A 16,919-nucleotide genomic window follows, 5' to 3' on the forward strand; every position below is an offset into this window, starting at 1 on the left:
TGAGGGCGGATGACTGAGAACAACGGTGCGTTCGTGTCGGCGCAGTCGTCGGGTGTGCCTTTGACGCGGGCCGAGGCGGTCGCAGCGTGGCGCGAGCATCGACGGGCCCGTCGTGAGGAGATAGCCGACGGCGCCGCCCGGTCCGACGGGCCGGACGGCTTCGTCCTGCGGCGCTGGCGCAGGGCCGGCGTATTCGGGGCGGAGGCCGTGGGGCTCGTACAGGAGCTCATTTCCGACCTCCTGACCGATGCTCTCTCCAGGACCGACGTGCCGGAGGACGCACTGGACATCCTCCGCCAGTGCTGGGACGGCGAGCCCGTGGCCCAGTTGCCCGCCGCTGTGCGAGCCGTACTCGAAGGCGCGGCTCCGGATCGGATCGCCGCCGCTCTCAAGACCGTCCGAGACGTCGATCTGCCCTGGCTCACCGCCGAGGGCCGACTGCAGCTCGACTATCTGATGTCTTCAGAGAGCATCCGGCTTGATCGTGAAAACCTTCCGACCACGAGCCAGGATCCCGACGGTGCCTTCGCACTCCACCAGATACTGCATGATCGCGATGTGCAGTCGCTGTCTCTCGTCCAATGGGCAAAAGCGCTGCCCTGGGCACCACTCGGGGTGCTGGACGATCTGATCGACAGTGGCGTCATCACCCGGAGGACAGCGCCGTGGAACAAGCGGAGTAGCAAGCAGGAGCAGGCCTACCTGCTCGCTCGCCTCGCTCCTGAGTACGTCGACCCTGAGGACGTCGTAGACCTCCACTGGACCGAAGCCCTGGACCGTCGACGGTTCCTCGACGAGGAGGACGTCGAGTGGGAGGAGGGCAGCGTCTACGACCTGCTGCAGAGCGCTGCGGACGGTGACACCAGCGTTCTCAAGAACCTGGAGTACGCGCTGCCGCGCTCTCTCGTGCTGGAGTTGCGCCGCATCCAGGACGGAGCCCTCACGGGCAACTGGGACCCGGACATCCTCGCGGACCAAGGCCTGTGGCGACTGATGTCCGCACTCTGGAGCCCCAAGACCGCGGTGAACCCGGGCAGGAGCGAGTTCCACGAGTTGACGGCGCTGCAGTTCGCCTACGACGCCCTCATCCTGGGGGAGATCAAGAAGGCCCGGCTCCAGCTCGACAAGATCGTGGAGTTCGTCGAGGGCGACCGGCGGCGCCAGACCGAAGCATGGAACATGCGTGCGTACCTCGCTCTCCTCGATGAGGATCTGGACAGTGCGCTGATCGCTCTGAGCAATATCGTCCAGCACGAGCCGATGGCCGAAGCCAATCTTCAGTTGGTTCGGCGACGTCAGGCCACCCCTCGTAATGATCGGGAGCGCGCCGCGAATCCCTACCTCGAACTCGGACTGCCCCATGGTTCCCAGTTCTGGAAGGCTCGCTGGAGAGACCTGCGTCGGGAGTTCGAAGAAACCTCGGACCGTGATCAGTCAGCGCGCGTCAACTGGGCGCAAAGCCGTATCCGGCAGGCGGAACGCGACGAGGACTGGTCCGACATCTTCACGGTGCCGCTCGACGCCGACACCTTCAGGCTTCCGAGCGCACCACCCGTGCTGATCACACCACCGGTGGGGGCGCTGTCCCGCCGTACCGACCCGCAGAGTGCCGAGACTCTCGCAATCGTGCGCGACCGTGCCGTCGCGGGTCTGCTCCCGACCTTGCTCAATGCGCCCCGGCGCCCCGACCACCAGCACAGGACGACCGCATGAGTGCCATGAAGAAGACCAAACCCGCTGCCGGCGGGCAACAGCCGGCACAGAAGAAGGCCAGGGCGCCCCGCCGCGGGCAACAGGTGCAGGGGAAGACCAAGACCACCGGTCGCGAACACCGGGAGCAGAAGAAGCAGTGGATCGACGAGATGGAGCTGCGCACTCACCGACCCGAGGAGCTGCTCGACCCTGCGGCTCTGCTTGCTCGTTTCACCGAGCGGGCGGCCGGTCTCCTCGAAGCCTTGCCCGCGGACACGCGTCCGACGACGGCCGTGGTCACTGCTGCTCTGCGCCAGGCCGTACTGGAGGCCTTCCGGACTCGTGAGGAGTATGTGGCGCGGCTGGTCGAGAGCGATGCGCACTGCTGGGGCATCCTGCCCGCGGCAAAGGACATGCGTCGTGGCATCCGAACCTCGCTCGTGGACTCGGGTATCCGCGTCGTCGAGTCCCCGGAGGAAGAGGAACTGTTCGTGGTGGTCGAAGGCGAGGGGGAGGGCTTCGAGGTCGTACGCCCGGCCTACGTCGACCAGTCCACCGGAAAGCTCGTCCTTTCCGGACAGTTGCGCCGCATTCCGCTCCGCGTGGGCCGGCGGATCGACGACGAGGGCCGGGATGGGGCCGGGCAGGGGGCGACAGAAGCATGACCAGCACCGGTATCGACTTCGGCACCACCAACTCCGTAGTCGCCCAGTGGCAGGGTGACGACGTCGAGGTACTACCCCTCGACGCCCATCACCTCGATGCGGACTGGCGCCGCCCCGGGTTCGAGTACCTCTTCCCCTCCGTGGTCGGAACGAGTTCGCTTCGGCGTGGCCCTCTCTTCGGGTGGGAGGCCAAGCTCCGTTCCGAAGAGGCCGCGGAAGCATGCAAGCGCCTCCTCAAGAGCGACGAGTACGTGAACATCCGTGACCGCAGATATGCGGCGACCACCGTCGCCGCCGGCGTCTTCAGCGCCATGAAGAGCGGCGCGCTCCACAACCTCACCGGCATCGACCGTGCTGTGATCACCGTTCCGGCCAACGCGACCGGTGCGGCCCGCTATCGGACCCGCGCGGCCGCTCGCTTCGCCGGGATCGAGGTACAGGCCCTCCTCAACGAGCCCACGGCAGCAGCGATCTCCCACGTACACGACATGCAGGACGACGCTCAGATCCTGGTCTTCGATTGGGGCGGCGGCACGATCGACGTCACCGTGCTCGACTACGAGGGCGGCTTCTTCGAAGAACGGGCATCCCGAGGCGTGACCGAGCTCGGTGGCCTGGAGATCGACCGGCGATTGCGCCGGCTGATCCTGGACCGTGCTCCGGCACGACGGGAATGGAGCCCGGCGCAGGAACGGCAGTTCCGTCTCGACATCGAACGCAGCAAGATCCTGCTGTCCTCGCAGCAATCCGTCCGGATCCTCACCCCGGACGAACGAGAAGTCGAGATCTTCCAGGGCGAGCTCGAAGAAGCGATCACAGACCTCGTCGACCGTGCGCTCGCCCCGGTCGAGGCATGCCTCCGCGATCTGCACATGGCCCCGCTCGACGTCGACGACGTCCTCATGATCGGCGGCACCAGCCAGATCCCGAGCGTACGAGCCGCAGTGTCCGAAGCGCTCCAGATGCCTTTGGTCCCCACGGACATCTGCGACCCGATGACCGCGGTGGCCCGCGGCGCCGCGATCGCCTCGGCCGTACTGGCCAAGGAGACCGACGGAGTCATCCAGGTCGCCAACAGCCACGCGCTGGGCACGGCGACGAAGGACCCCTCCGGCCGCAGCCGGTTCAGCGAGATCATCCCCCGTAACAAGGCACTTCCCTGGACCGAGAAGAAGAGCTACACCCCGAGGGACGATTACGCCCGCAAGCTGACCGTCCAGATCTGGGAGGGCGACCGCGACAAGGACCTGGACGACCCCGACAACGTCCAGCTCACCGAGATCACTCTCAACTATCCGAAGCCCCGGGTGAAGGAGAAGTCCCGCTTCGGCCTGGCCTACACCTATGACTCCAACGGCCTGCTGCACGTCAAGGCCACGCTGGAGCACACCGGCGAGGTGGTGATCGACGAGGAGGTGAAGAGTTTCGGGACGGGAGGTCCCACCCCGGAGGTACGGCAAGAGCTCGACGACCTCATGAACGCAAATTCCGCGCCGACACCCGCGAGCATGGCGAACAAGCCGAAACCCGCAGATCGGCCGTCCACCGCCGCTCCGACGGACGGGCCAAGCACGATCGTGGTGGACGGTTCGAACCTGGCGTGGATCGGCCGATCTCCGGTGCGACCCGGCGTGTACCAGCCCGATGACCGACCGAGTTACAGCCAGCTGGGGGAGGCGCGTGACGCTCTTGCCAAGAAGTACCCGGATGCCGACATCCAGGTAATCGTGGATGCGACCTTCCGCCACAGGGTCGCGGATGACGAACGGGAGGCAGTCACGGCGGCGCTCAACAAGAGCGAGATCGTTCAACCGCCTCCCGGCACCGAGGGCAAGGGAGATGCCCTGGTCACCGCGATCGCGGACGAGTGCGACGGTGTGATCGTCACCAACGACAACTTCGCCGAACTCCAAGACCGCTACCCGTGGCTCCGAGAGAGTGGTCGTGTGCTGGGCGCCACCCTCGTCAAGGGCAATTGGATTTTCACCGCCCGCACCTGCGTGGCTCCTCGCGGGAGGCGCTGAGCTGTATCGGGGTGGTGAACACTGGACAGCACGATAACCGAGGGAGCAGTGCTGCCAGTTGGCGTGCGGAGGGGGCGGCGGGGTGGGCCGTTCCGGCCGTGTCGTGCTGCGGCACCGTACGAAGACGGTGGTGTGGGCGGCGTGCGCGGTGACGTTTGTCGCCTGCGGTGTCCTCAACGTCTGGGCCGGCTCCGTGGATCGTGGTCCGTTCGCCCCGCCGCCACGGCTCGAGCCGGGCTCGTACGCGCTGTGGGCCGTGCTCGCCACGATCTGTGCCCGGCGCGCGCTGCGTCGGGTCGTGCTCCGTCGGGAGGGGGCGGTTTTGGTCGGGTTCGTGCGCAATCGTCGGGTGCGGTGGTGCGAGGTCGCCGAGCTGGAGATCGCTCAGCGCACCGGCGGTACGGCCTTCAAGGGCGGCCGGTGGCGTATCGCGTTGCGGATGCGGGATGGCACCGCCCGGTGGGTGGAGTCCTTCGTGCGCGGCATGATGGCCAAGGGCAACGAGCTGGAGATTATGACCGACCGCCGCCGCGGGCCGGGGCGGCGAGAAGGTCACGGGCGACGGTTGTCCGGGCGAAGACGAACATGGAGTACAAGCGCATCCTCTGCCTCACCGTCGTCGAGTTCCCCAATCGCACTCGATATCGCGGCGAGGACGATTCGGAGCAGGTTGAACTGGCCCTCCCGCCGGGGGGAGGAGTGCACCGAGGGCCGCACGTACGACAGCGCCCGGCTGCTCCGTACCGGCGGCTTCCCCGCCATGACCGAGGACACGCTGTTCGCACCCGGCGCCGATGCCGGCAACGTCGGGCTCGGCTTCGCCTGCCTGCTGGTCGCGGTCCTGTTCGTCCTGCCGTTCGGCGGCATCGCCCTGGCCATGTTGCTGGTCAGGGTCCAGGCCCGCACCGCCATCGAGGCCGCCCTCGCCTCGGGCCACCCGGACCGGGACGGCCTCGAGCGGCTGCGGCGTCTCGCCCAGGGGCCCCTGCGGGCGCAGTCCGCCCGGCTCGGCAGGGTGAACGCGGACCGCGCGCGCAAGGGACGAGGAACCTCACGGCGAAAGAAGCGCCGCTGAAGGGTACTTTCCGTGCGGTGCGAACGCGGCACCCTCGCGTTCGCACCGCACGGAGTATGCGTTACGGCAGCTGAACCCGCTCCTCCAACATCAACGTGTAGGTAGCCGAAGTGTCCGTCCTCGGACACAGATCAGATCCCCACGGTTCCTCGGGAACCGTGGGGATCTTTCGTTGGTGCCTTGGGGGGCATGGGGTGCCTGCCATGTTCGAGTCCGAACGAGTGCGTTCGGGTCCGGGTGAGGCGTAGAGGGGCTGAGCGGGCGCGTTGTGTCATGGCGCATGCCTTCAGAGAAGAACGTGCGCGCGTCGAGGACGACGCGCGGCCAGGGAAGACCGCGATGGGGCGCGCTCTCCGTCGCCGCCGTGGTGGCGTTGGGTGCCGGGCTGCTGGCCGCGCCGCCCGGTCACGCCGCGGACGACCCCGTCGAGGTCGTCGTCGACGGGAACGACGTGCGGGCCGACAACGTCAACGGGCTGACGTACAAGGGCCTCGGTGTGCTCAGCTGCAACAGCACGAGCAACCTGCTGATGGACTACAAGGCCGAACACCCGGAACGGTACTGGCAGTTCATCCGGACGATGTTCGGTGGGTCGCACCCCCTGATCAACCACGTCAAGGTCGAGATGGGGTCCGACACCAACACCTCCACGGGCGCTGACCCTGCCACCATGCGGACGCGCGACGAACTCGCCGACGCGTCGCGTTCCCCGGGGTTCCAGCTCGCCGCCGACGCCAAGACGGTGAACCCGGGGCTCAAGGTCTCCGTTCTCCGGTGGGAGATGCCGCAGTGGGTGCAGACGGAGTGGAACAAGGGGACCGGCACCGATGAGATGTACCGGTGGTACAAGGAGACCCTTCTCGACGTGTACCAGAAATACGGGTACATGGTCGATTACGTGAACCCGGACAAGAACGAGACGGGGACGCCGGACGTCTCGTTCATCAAGTGGTACAAGAACGCGGTGGCGAGCGACACGGAATTCTCCGACGCCCGATACGGAATTCCGGAAGGCCGGCGGGACGAGGTCGCGCGGGCCTACCACTCCATCAAGATCGTCGCTTCGGACGAGAACCAGTCGAAGAAGATCGGCCCGGCGCTGCTCACCGACACCGAACTCTTCGGCATGGTCGACGCGGTGGGCTACCACTACAACACCGACGACCGGCTCGACGGGGCCGCGGACAGTGCGACGTACCAGCCGTACACCAAGCTGGCGACCGGCAGGACTCCGAACGGGCAGGACAAGGAGGTCTGGTACAGCGAGGGGACCGGGTCCTTCGGGGTCACCGACTATCGGGTGAACAACAACGAAGGGCCGGGCGGCGCCAGTACCGGGATCGGCGGTGTGCAAAGCGCCCTCGACGTCGCCAATCGTCTGGTCAAGGGGTACGCGAACTCGAAGCGGACGCATTACATTTTCCAGCCCGCCATCGGGTCCTTCTACGAGGGTGCTCAGTACAGTCACAAGGAGCTTGTCAGCGCGCGCGATCCCTGGTCGGGGTATCTGCATTACGACGCCGCGATCTACGTGATGCAGCAGTTCACCCAGTTCGCGAAGACCGGGTGGGAGAACGACACGAACACCGCGGGGATCTGGCGGACCGTGCCCGAAGCCAGTCACAGCGGGGTGAGCGGGACCGAGAACCTCGACGGGTCCAACGGTGCCCCGAGTTATATGACGCTCGCCGATCCCGCCAAGAAGGACTTCTCCACCGTCGTCGTCAACGACAGCGATCAGGCGAAGACCTATCGGATCAAGGCCGAGAACCTCCGGCTCGGCAGCGATCCGACCATGGAGGTGTGGGAGACGCGCGCGGCCGACGCCGGGCAGCGCTACGACGCCAACTTCAAGCACCTGGTCGACGAGATCCGGCCCGACGGCGACGGGTACTACGCGTACACCGTGAAGCCGCGCTCGATCACCACCCTCACGACCCTCGACGCGAGCGCCGACGACGCCACGGCCCGGCGACTGCCCGCGTCCGGCGAGCGGACCGTCCTCGACACCGACGCGAGCGGCGGCCGCGCCGACACCCGCGACCGGTATCTGTACGCCGACGACTTCGCGTACGACGAGGAGGGGAAGGTCCGCGTCGGGAAGACGTATCAGCCCTATCTCGCCTCGCGCGGCGACCAGCCCCGCTACATGGTCGACCAGACCGGCGCGTGGGAGGTGGGGGACGACGGGAAGCTGTACCAGTACATGGATCCGTCCATGAAGGACACCGCCGCCTGGAACAAGAACACCCCCAACACCACGGTGGGCGACTTCCGTTGGGAGAACTACACGGCGTCCGTCGATGTCTCCTTCCCGGACGCGGGCGGCGGACTCGCCGCGCTCGGCGTGCGGCAGCAGAAGGGGATGGCGATCAGTGACGCCGCCTACAACGTGCGGATCGGGGCCGACGGAGCCTGGACGTTCCACGAGTACGGCACGGTCGTCGCCCAGGGCAAGGTCGCGGCCGCCGACCACTACCGGCTCGCCGTCGAGGCGAAGGGGGCGCGGGTCACCGCGTTCGTCGACGGTGAGGCCGTCGCGACGTACGACGACCCGACCCCGGAGCGCGCGGGCCGCGTCAAGCTCGGCAGCGACTTCCACCGGACCGGCTTCGACAACCTGAAGGTCGAGACGGTCGACGGGTACGCCCCGTACGGCACCGAGCAGCTCGACAACATGGACAAGTCTGTGCGGTATGAGGGGAGTTGGAGTCGTAAGGCTTCGCTCGGGGATGCCATGGACTGGTATCGGACCACGTCGACGAGCACGGCGGCCGGCGCGTCCTTCACCGTCCCGTTCCGCGGGACGGGCGTCGACGTCATCGGCGGCAACGACGGCAGCGCCGTGCTCGACGTGTACGTCGACGGCCACCTGGTCGCGCGGAACGCGAAGAGCGTCGCCGCCGACAAGCGGCTCGCGACGTACGCGCTGCGCGGCCTGCGGGACGGCAGGCACGAGGCACGGTTCGTGCTGAAGTCGGGCAAGCTCGTCGTCGACGCGTTGCAGACCGCGTCCGGCGCGGTGAGCGGCGCCGTGGACACCTCGGCGATCCGTGAGGCGCTGACGGACGTCGGTACGCCGGAGCGCGGTGCGTACACGGCCGCGTCCTGGGCCGTGTACGCGTACGACCGCGATGCCGCGCGGGCCGCGGTGGCCGGGCGGAAGGGGCTCGACGCCGTCGGTGTCGCGCAGATCGCGGACCGGCTGCGGGCCGCGTACGGCCAATTGGAGCCCGCGGGCGAGTAGCGCGCTCAGACCGTTTCGCGGCGCCAGGCCGACGGCGCGGGCAGCGTCTGCGGGGCGGCCGGGAGCGATGACGAGCGGATCATCAACTCCGGGAGGATCAGGGCCCGCCCCGCGGGCCTGCGGCTGCCTTCGAGGAGCCGTGCCAGCATCATCTCGACCGCCGTGCGGCCCACCAGTGCCTTGGGGGCCGCACGGCCGTGATGGCGGGATCGGCGAGGTGCGCGACCTCGTCGTCGTAGCTGACGAGCGCCATGTCGTCCGGGACCCGGATGCCCTGTTCGGTGAGGTACTGGACGATCGAGAGGGCGTCCGGGTCGCTGTGCACGATGAGCGCGGTGATGCGCGAGCGGCGGCAGCCGTCGAGGATGTCGGCGATGATCCGGCGGTGCCCGGGGACGTCGAGCGCGACGCTCTCGCGTATCAGGAAGGCGTCGGACAGGCCGAGTGCGGCGCAGGAGCGGTGCCAGCCGACCGCGAGGTGCGCCGAGGTGGGGCTGCCCTTGGACAGTACGAGGCCGATGTCGCGGTGGCCGAGCGTGTGCAGATGCCGGACCGCCATCTCCATGCCGGTCGCGTGGTCGCTGCGTACCCACTCCATCTGGTGCGGGGTCGGGGTCCACTCGGGCGTCTGGCGCTCCACGAAGACGACGGGGACCGGGAGTTTGCCGATCCAGTCGAGCATCTCGTGCATACCGGGGCCTTCGAGGTTCGGCGCGAGGAGCAGGCCTTGCACCTGGCCCGATTCGGTCAGCCGGACGATCTGCCGCCGATCCTCGGCCTGGTCGTAACTGGAGCCGCGCAGCTGGACGTTGACGCCGTGCGCCGCCGCCGCGTTGCGAACGCCACTGACGATGTGCGGCCAGTAGAAGTCCAGCGAAGGAACGACCATCCCGATCGTGAACGCGGGCGTCGCGAGCCGCCGTCTGCGCACCGGCTCGTGCTCCAGCGGCGAGGGCAGCGTCGCCCCGCCGTGCACCCGGGTGAGCAGGCCGCGATCGGCGAGGGCCGCGATGTCGCGGCGGATCGTCAGCTCGCTCACCGAGAGGTCGCGGGCGAGATCGCGGACGCGAACGGCGCCGTGCAGGCGCAGCTGATCCATCAGGCGTTCGCGGCGTTGCAGCGCGAACAACTGGTCGGCCCCCTCGGAACCACCCCGTGTGGGCGTCATGGCGTATCCCCTCCCGTCCGGGTTCAAAGGCGGGCTCTGAGCCGGGCGCGATGTTCGAGTCTGTTCAGATCGTTTCGTATGTGGTCGAGCTCTGGTGACTTTGTGCGGGCGACCACTATCTCTGACTCAGCGACTTCTGGCTGGAACTCGCCGGAAACACGGATGGCACCTGCTGTTGCAGCGGGCGCCCACAAGGCAGAGGAGCCCGCACCCCATGCAGACCAAGGCCCGCGCTCTGGTCGTGATGAGCAGGTCCAGCTTCGAAGCCCACTTCGACCGGGACCGGCTGCGGCGCCTCGCCGACCTCGTGACCCTGGACGAGCCGTGCTGGACCGACGACCTGGACAGCGCCGGGGCGCGCGAACGCCTCGCCCGCGCCGAGGTCCTCCTCACGTCCTGGGGCGCGCCCGCCCTCACCCCGCAGCGGCTCGCCGCCGCGCCCCGCCTGCGGGCCGTGCTGCACGGCGCCGGCAGCGTCCGCGACCTCGTCGGCCAGGAGGTGTGGCGGCGCGGGATCCGCGTCACCAGCGCCGCCGACGCCAACGCCGTACCGGTCGCGGAGTACACCCTCGCGGCGATCATCTTCGCCGGGAAGAAGGTGCCGTTCCTCGCCGCCGACGAGCAGCGGGCGTACGGCGGCTGGGGCTCGGTCAGCGGCTACGGCGACCTGTCCAACTTCCACCGGACCGTCGGCGTCGTCGGCTTCTCGCGGATCGGGCGGCAGGTCGTCGAGCTGCTCAAGGTGCTGCGCGGCACCACCGTCCTCGTCGCCGACCCGTACGCCGACGCGGACGAGGTGGCGCGGGCCGGCGCGACGCTCGTACCGCTGGAGGAGATGCTGCCCCGGGTCCACGTGCTGTCCGTGCACGCACCCGAGACGGCCGAGACGCACCACCTCATCGGGGCCGAACAACTGCGCAGGCTGCCCGACTTCGCCACCGTCATCAACACGGCACGCGGCTCCCTTGTCGACTCCGACGCGCTGGCCGCCGAGTGCGCCGCCCGCAGGCTCTTCGCGATCCTCGATGTCACCGACCCCGAGCCGCTGCCCGCCGACTCGCCGCTGCGCAGCCTCGCTCGCGTGATGATCACGCCGCACGTCGCCGGCTCCCTCGGCAGCGAGATCGGCCGGCTCACCGACCACGTCCTCGACGAACTCGCCCGCTGGGTCGAGCGCCGGCCACTGCACGCCGAGATCACCGCGGAGAGCTGGGCCCTCGGCCTCAGCGCCTGACACCACCCGTACCCGCACCCGTACCCGCACCCGCACCCGTACGTCGTTCCAAACGTCCCGACCGTCCCGACCGTCCCGTCCTCAACCGCTCCACCCGTGAGCTCAAAGGAGAGCCGCCGACATGAAGTTGAAGAAGAGCCTCGTCCGCATCGCGCCGCTGGTCGTCGCCGCGACCCTCACCGCCACCGCATGCGACGCCAGCGGCACGGACAGCGCCACGTCGTCCGACGGCAAGACCGTCGTCAAGATCGCGCTGTGGAACTACAAGACCACGCCCGAGTTCAAGGCCCTCATCGACGGCTTCGAGGCGAAGAACCCGACCATCGACGTCCAGCCGGTCGACATCCTCGCCGACAGCTACCCGGAGAAGATCACCACGATGCTGGCGGGCGGTGACACCACCGACATCCTCACGATGAAGAACGTCACCGACTACTCCCGCTACGCGACCCGCGGCCAGCTCCTGCCGCTGACCGACGAGGCGTCGAAGCTCGACAAGGCCTCGTACTCCGGGCTCAGCGACTACGACCTCCAGGGCAAGTACTACGCGCTGCCCTACCGCTCGGACTTCTGGGTCCTCTTCTACAACAAGGCCATGGTCGGCAAGACCGACCTGTCCAAGCTGACCTGGGACGACTACGCGACACTCGCCAAGCGGTTCACGAAGGGGTCCGGCGCCGACAAGGTCTACGGCACCTACCTGCACACCTGGCGCTCCGTCATCCAGGCGATCTCCTCCGCGCAGACCGGCGGCGACCAGCTCGGCGGCGACTACGCGTTCTTCAAGGACCAGTACGAGATGGCGCTCGGCCTCCAGAAGGCCAAGGCGACCATGCCGTTCTCCACCGCCTCCAGCAACCAGATCACGTACGACTCCCAGCTGACCACCGGCAAGGCCGCGATGGTCCCGATGGGCTCCTGGTGGGCGGCCGCGCTGCTCGCCGAGGCGAAGCAGGGCAAGAACGACATCAAGTGGGGCATGGCCCCGATGCCGCAGATCAAGAACGACGGGAAGACCGTCACCTTCGGCTCGCCGACCGGCTTCGCCGTCAACAAGAAGGCCAAGAACGCCGACGCCGCCAAGAAGTTCGTCGCCTGGGCCTCGGGCCCGGAGGGCGCCGCCGCCGTCGCGAAGATCGGCGTCACGCCCGCCTACACCAGCGACAAGATCCTCGACACCTTCTTCTCCGTCGACGGCATGCCGTCCGACGCGCTGTCCCGTACGGCCATGCAGCCGTCCACGGTGAAGCTGGAGATGCCGGTCAGCGACAAGTCCTCCGACATCGACCAGATCCTCAAGGAGGAGCACGAGATGATCATGAGCGGGGAGAAGTCGGCCGACGCGGGCATCAAGGAGATGGACAGCCGCGTGAAGGACGAAGTCCAGTGAGTGTCACCGCCCCGCCCACCACGAAGCACGTGTCCACCGGCGCTTCCGCGGCCCACCAGGCCGCCGTGAAGCGCCGGCGGCGCCGCACCACCCTCATCGGCTGGTCGTTCATCGTCCCCAACTTCCTGGGGTTCGCCGCCCTCACCCTCGTGCCGGTGATCGGCGCGCTCGCGATGTCCTTCACGCAGTGGGACTCGTACTCCACCCCGAAGTGGGTGGGCCTGGGCAACTTCGAGCGGCTGTGGAACGACTCGAACTTCTGGGCCGCGTTGCAGAACACCTTCTACTACGCGGCCGGGCACATCCCGCTCACCCTCGTGGTCTCGCTCGGCCTCGCCGTGCTGCTCAACCAGAAGCTGCGCGGCGTGCGCGTCCTGCGGACCGCGTTCTTCTTCCCGTACATCACCTCGCTCGTCGCCGTCGCCGTGGTGTGGAACATGCTGCTGAGCCCGGAGGCGGGCCCGGTCAACCAGTTCCTGACCTTCATCGGCATCGACAACCCGCCGGGCTGGACCAGCGACCAGGACTGGGCGATGCCCGCGCTGATCGTCGCGAGCGTCTGGCGCGACATGGGCTACTACATGGTCCTCTTCCTCGCGGGCCTCCAGACGGTCCCGGCCGAGCTGTACGAGGCGGCCCGGATGGACGGGGCCGGCCCCTGGCAGCGGTTCTGGCACGTCACGCTGCCGGGCCTGCGGCCCACGACCTTCTTCGTCACCGTCATGATCACGGTCTCCAGCTTCAAGGTCTTCGACCTGGTGCAGGTCATGACCGAGGGCGGCCCCGGCCGCTCCACCCTCGTCCTGTCCCAGCTGATCTTCCGCGAGGGCATCACCCAGGGCCGCTTCGGCTACGCCTCCGCCGTGTCCCTCGCGCTCTTCCTGATCTGCCTCGTGATCACCGTGATCCAGTTCCAGATGCAGCGAAGGAGCGAGCGATGAACACCACCGTGCTGCGCAAGGACAGCAGCGCGCCCGCCGAACCGGTACCCGCCGGGCCGGCGGCGGAGCACCGCGCCCGTGGCGGCGCGGCGGCGGCGACCGGACGGATCGCCCTGTACGCGCTGCTCATCGTGGTGGCACTCGGCGTCCTGCTGCCGTTCGTCTGGATGCTGATCTCGTCGGTCAAGGACGACCGTGACGTGTTCACGGTGCCGATCCAGTGGATCCCCGATGAGTTCAAGTGGGGCAATTTCACGAGCATCTGGACGCGGGTGCCGTTCGCCGCCTACCTCGGCAACTCGTTCTTCCTGAGCGTCGTCATCACGTTCCTCCAGGTTCTCACCGGCAGCTTCGCCGCGTACGGCTTCGCGAAGATGCGCTTCCCGGGCCGGGACCTGCTGTTCACGGGCTACATAGCGACGATCGCCGTGCCGTGGCAGGCGTACATGGTGCCGCAGTACGTGATCATGCAGAAGCTCGGCCTGGTCAACTCCTATACGTCACTGATCCTGCTCCAGGCCTTCGGCGCGTTCGGCGTCTTCCTGATGCGGCAGTTCTATCTGACGATCCCGGACGAGATCAGCGAGGCGGCCCGCCTCGACGGCCTGAGCGAGTACGGCATCTGGGCGCGGATCGTGCTCCCGCTGTCCAAGCCGGCCCTCGCCAGCCTCGCGCTGCTGACGTTCGTGAACACCTGGAACGACTACATGGGCCCGTTCATCTACCTGACGGACAACCGCCTGTGGACCGTCCAGTTGGGACTGCGCGCCTTCATCGGTCAGTACGACGCCGAGTCGGCGATGATCATGACGGGCTCGGTGCTGTCCGTGGTGCCGGTCCTCGCGGTGTTCCTGCTCGGCCAGCGCTACTTCGTACGGGGTATCGCGACCACCGGCGTGAAGGGCTGAGCGGGTGGCGACGACAGCGGGACCCGCGCGACGCGCCCGGCTCAACGTGGCCTACGGATCCTGGGAGTTGATCTGGTCCCACGTCCACCGGGTCCTGGTCGTCAACCTCGGCATCGCGGTGACGAATCTGCCGCTCCTGCTCGCGCTGCACGTGAGTCATCAGCCGTGGCGGCACCCGGTGTTCTTCGGGGTGTTGCTGCTGGTGCTGCCGGGTCCTTCGCTGGCCGCCGCGTTCGCGTACATGGGGGCGACGGTGGGATCGGTGGGAGGTGTCGGGGATGAGCAGGCGCCTGTGCGGCTGTTCGTTCGCGTCTATCGGCGGCTGTTCCGGCGGGCGGTGCTGGTGTCGGCACCGTTCGCGCTGCTCGTCGTCGCGGCCGTGGCGGACGCCGTGACGTTGCGAACGTCCGCTCTGGGCGCGGCGGTTGTGCCCATGGCGCTGGTGGTCGCGCTGGTGGCCCTCGCCGCCTGGCCGGTGGCGCTCGCGCATCTGGCGGGAGGCGGGACGGTGGGGCGACGGCTTTTCCTGCTCGCACCGTACGCCGCCCTGAGGCACCCGCTCCTCACCCTCATGAACCTGGCGCTCGCGGCGGTGGCCCTGCTCCTGGTCAACCAGGCACCCTTGTTGGGCCTCGCGGTGGTGCCCGGGTGCGTGCTGTTCGTGGTGGGGCGCAACTGTCAGGTCATGTCGGATCTCCGTGAGCGGGGAGTGGGGGGATGATGGGGTCGGGGTCTTCAGGAGGCCGGGCGCCGGGCAGCCAAGTGGCCCCGTCCGAGGGCGAGTTGGCGGACCTCCGGCGGCGCGTCCGCGAGGCGGCCGGTGCCGCGCGGGGCGCGACCATGCCGGAGCTGACGTTCTCCGCGTACCGCCGTTTCGACGACGACGGTGACCGCCTGGCGTACGAGGAGCTGTACTTCCGGCGCCGCGCGCACGTCACCGCCCTCGCCGCCGAGGTCCTGATCGACCCTGACGCCGAACTCGGCGCGCTGGCCGACGCCTTGTGGTCCGTGTGTGACGAGTACACCTGGGCGCTGCCCGCCCATGAGATGCACGCGACGCACTTCGGCCGCGGCATGGACCAGTGCCTCGACCTGTTCGCCGCCCTCACCGCGCAGCTCCTGGCGGAGACCGTGCGGACGTGCGGCGACCGACTCGATCCCCGGGTCACCGCCCGTGTGCGCGCACAGGTCGACCACCGGGTCCTGTCCCTCCTCGCCGACGACGACCGGCCGCTCCTGTGGGAGAGCTGGGACCACAACTGGGCCGCCGTGTGCGGAGGTTGCACCGGGCTCGCCGCGCTGGCCCTGTGGGAACCCGGGCCCCGTCTGACGCGGGTGATCGACCGTTGCCGCGACGCCCAGCTGACGTACCTCAGCGGCTTCGGCGACGACGGCGGCTGCGCCGAGGGCGCCGACTACTGGGTCTTCGGATTCGCGCACTTCGTCTACTTCGCCGAAGGGCTCAGGGAGTCCACTGGCGAGGATCTCCTCGCGCATCCCACGGCACGGGCCGTCGCCGGGTTCCCCGCGGCGGTGCATCTGGGCGGCGGGCTCTTCCCCGCGTTCTCCGACGCGGGCGAGCGGACCCTCGTACCGGCCGGACTCGCGCATCGACTCGCGCGGCGCCTCGGCGCCCACGTCCCGCCCGAAGCGATCGGCTGGGACCTGTCCAGGGACTGGGCGGATCTCTCCAGGACGCTTCGCTGGGTCGCAGGTGCCCCTGAAGGCGAGCCGTCTCAGGAGAGCGGCACCACGTACCTTCCCGACCTGGCCTGGGTCGTCGACCGCGGTCCCGGCGTGGCCTTCGGGGCCAAGGGCGGCCACAACGCGGAGCCGCACAACCACAACGACCTCGGCCAGTTCGTCCTCGCCGCCGAGGGCGAGGTGCTCCTCGCCGACCTGGGCGCCGGCGAGTACCGCAAGGGCTACTTCGACGACGCCACCCGCTACGACTTCCTGCACGCCTCGTCCCGCGCCCACTCGGTGCCCCGCGTGGGCGGGTGTGAGCAGTCCGCCGGCCGCGATCGGGCGGCGGTGGTGACGGACTGCCGAATCGGTGACGAGGGGGTCGTCTTCGCCCTCGACATCGCGGGGGCCTATGAGGTGGACGGCCTGACGGCGCTGCGGCGTCACTTCAACTGGCGGCGCGCGGACGGCGAGTTGCTGCTCGTCGACGAGGTGGAGGCGGAACGGCCCCTGCCGGTGGAGGAGGTCTTCGTCAGCCGGGTGCGACCGGATGTCCGGGCGGACGGCGTCGTATGGGCGGGGCGGGCGGCGCAGGCCCGGCTGACGTTGCCGGAGGACTGCGCCGCGCGCGTTGACGTGGAGACGGTGCACACCACGGACCATGACGGCGCCCCGGACACGGTCCATCTCCTGCGGCTCGGCTTCGAGCCGCAGGAGCCAGGTGCGACGGAACGAGGTGCGTCGGAACGAGGGACGACAGAACGAGGTGCGAAGGAACGAGGGACGGCGTCGCGGCTGGTGTTTCGGTTCCGCGTCGGTGCGCTGGACCGGGCCGGGGCCGGTGATCGGGGATCCGGACCGGGGCTGAACGAAGCGGGCTAGAGGCGTA

At 68.7% G+C, this 16,919-nt stretch carries 13 protein-coding genes; 11 read left to right on the plus strand and 2 right to left on the minus strand.

Annotated features, from left to right (window positions below; genetic code table 11):
- Positions 1 to 9 precede the first annotated feature (9 nt).
- From V2W30_RS33330 to V2W30_RS33350, 5 genes are all read left to right on the plus strand, one after another.
- Entirely contained in the window at positions 10 to 1,713 is a 1,704-nt protein-coding gene (locus tag V2W30_RS33330; RefSeq protein WP_338702297.1) for a hypothetical protein, read from the plus strand.
- Positions 1,710 to 2,357 carry a hypothetical protein gene (locus V2W30_RS33335; RefSeq protein ID WP_338702298.1) on the plus strand — a complete coding sequence of 216 codons (648 nt, stop codon included), beginning with the start codon at positions 1,710 to 1,712 and terminating at the stop codon, positions 2,355 to 2,357. Before V2W30_RS33330 ends, V2W30_RS33335 begins: the two co-directional genes overlap by 4 nt.
- Complete coding sequence (locus V2W30_RS33340; RefSeq protein ID WP_338702299.1) at positions 2,354 to 4,381, plus strand: Hsp70 family protein; 2,028 nt, start codon at positions 2,354 to 2,356, stop codon at positions 4,379 to 4,381. Before V2W30_RS33335 ends, V2W30_RS33340 begins: the two co-directional genes overlap by 4 nt.
- A gap of 670 nt (positions 4,382 to 5,051) precedes the next feature.
- The gene (locus V2W30_RS33345) at positions 5,052 to 5,456 is read left to right on the plus strand and encodes a hypothetical protein (protein ID WP_338702300.1); all 405 of its coding nucleotides are present in this window, start codon (positions 5,052 to 5,054) and stop codon (positions 5,454 to 5,456) included.
- Between the two features lie 280 nt (positions 5,457 to 5,736).
- Entirely contained in the window at positions 5,737 to 8,703 is a 2,967-nt protein-coding gene (locus V2W30_RS33350) for a GH59 galactosidase (RefSeq protein WP_338702301.1), read from the plus strand.
- Between the two features lie 5 nt (positions 8,704 to 8,708).
- Here V2W30_RS33350 and V2W30_RS33355 read toward each other — a convergent pair whose 3' ends face one another.
- Positions 8,709 to 8,855 carry a hypothetical protein gene (locus tag V2W30_RS33355; RefSeq protein ID WP_338702302.1) on the minus strand — a complete coding sequence of 49 codons (147 nt, stop codon included), beginning with the start codon at positions 8,853 to 8,855 and terminating at the stop codon, positions 8,709 to 8,711.
- Complete coding sequence (locus tag V2W30_RS33360) at positions 8,852 to 9,871, minus strand: substrate-binding domain-containing protein (protein ID WP_338702303.1); 1,020 nt, start codon at positions 9,869 to 9,871, stop codon at positions 8,852 to 8,854. The genes V2W30_RS33355 and V2W30_RS33360 overlap by 4 nt, the downstream gene beginning before the upstream one ends.
- Positions 9,872 to 10,085: 214 nt before the next feature.
- On the opposite strand from V2W30_RS33360, the gene V2W30_RS33365 reads away from it, so the two are divergent.
- From V2W30_RS33365 to V2W30_RS33390, 6 genes are all read left to right on the plus strand, one after another.
- Complete coding sequence (locus tag V2W30_RS33365) at positions 10,086 to 11,105, plus strand: hydroxyacid dehydrogenase (protein WP_338702304.1); 1,020 nt, start codon at positions 10,086 to 10,088, stop codon at positions 11,103 to 11,105.
- Between the two features lie 121 nt (positions 11,106 to 11,226).
- Positions 11,227 to 12,495, plus strand: a complete 1,269-nt coding sequence (locus V2W30_RS33370) for an ABC transporter substrate-binding protein (protein WP_338702305.1) — start codon at positions 11,227 to 11,229, stop codon at positions 12,493 to 12,495.
- Positions 12,492 to 13,436, plus strand: a complete 945-nt coding sequence (locus V2W30_RS33375) for a sugar ABC transporter permease (protein ID WP_338702306.1) — start codon at positions 12,492 to 12,494, stop codon at positions 13,434 to 13,436. Before V2W30_RS33370 ends, V2W30_RS33375 begins: the two co-directional genes overlap by 4 nt.
- Positions 13,433 to 14,344: a carbohydrate ABC transporter permease gene (locus V2W30_RS33380; protein WP_338702308.1), complete on the plus strand. Its 912-nt coding sequence runs from the start codon at positions 13,433 to 13,435 to the stop codon at positions 14,342 to 14,344. Before V2W30_RS33375 ends, V2W30_RS33380 begins: the two co-directional genes overlap by 4 nt.
- 4 nt (positions 14,345 to 14,348) lie before the next feature.
- Positions 14,349 to 15,065 (plus strand): hypothetical protein, encoded by a 717-nt coding sequence (locus tag V2W30_RS33385; protein ID WP_338702309.1) that lies wholly within the window; start codon positions 14,349 to 14,351, stop codon positions 15,063 to 15,065.
- 41 nt (positions 15,066 to 15,106) lie between these two features.
- Positions 15,107 to 16,912, plus strand: a complete 1,806-nt coding sequence (locus V2W30_RS33390; RefSeq protein ID WP_338702311.1) for a heparinase II/III domain-containing protein — start codon at positions 15,107 to 15,109, stop codon at positions 16,910 to 16,912.
- Positions 16,913 to 16,919 lie beyond the last annotated feature (7 nt).

It is taken from the genome of Streptomyces sp. Q6, from assembly GCF_036967205.1.
GTDB classification, from domain to species: Bacteria; Actinomycetota; Actinomycetes; order Streptomycetales; family Streptomycetaceae; genus Streptomyces; species Streptomyces citrinus.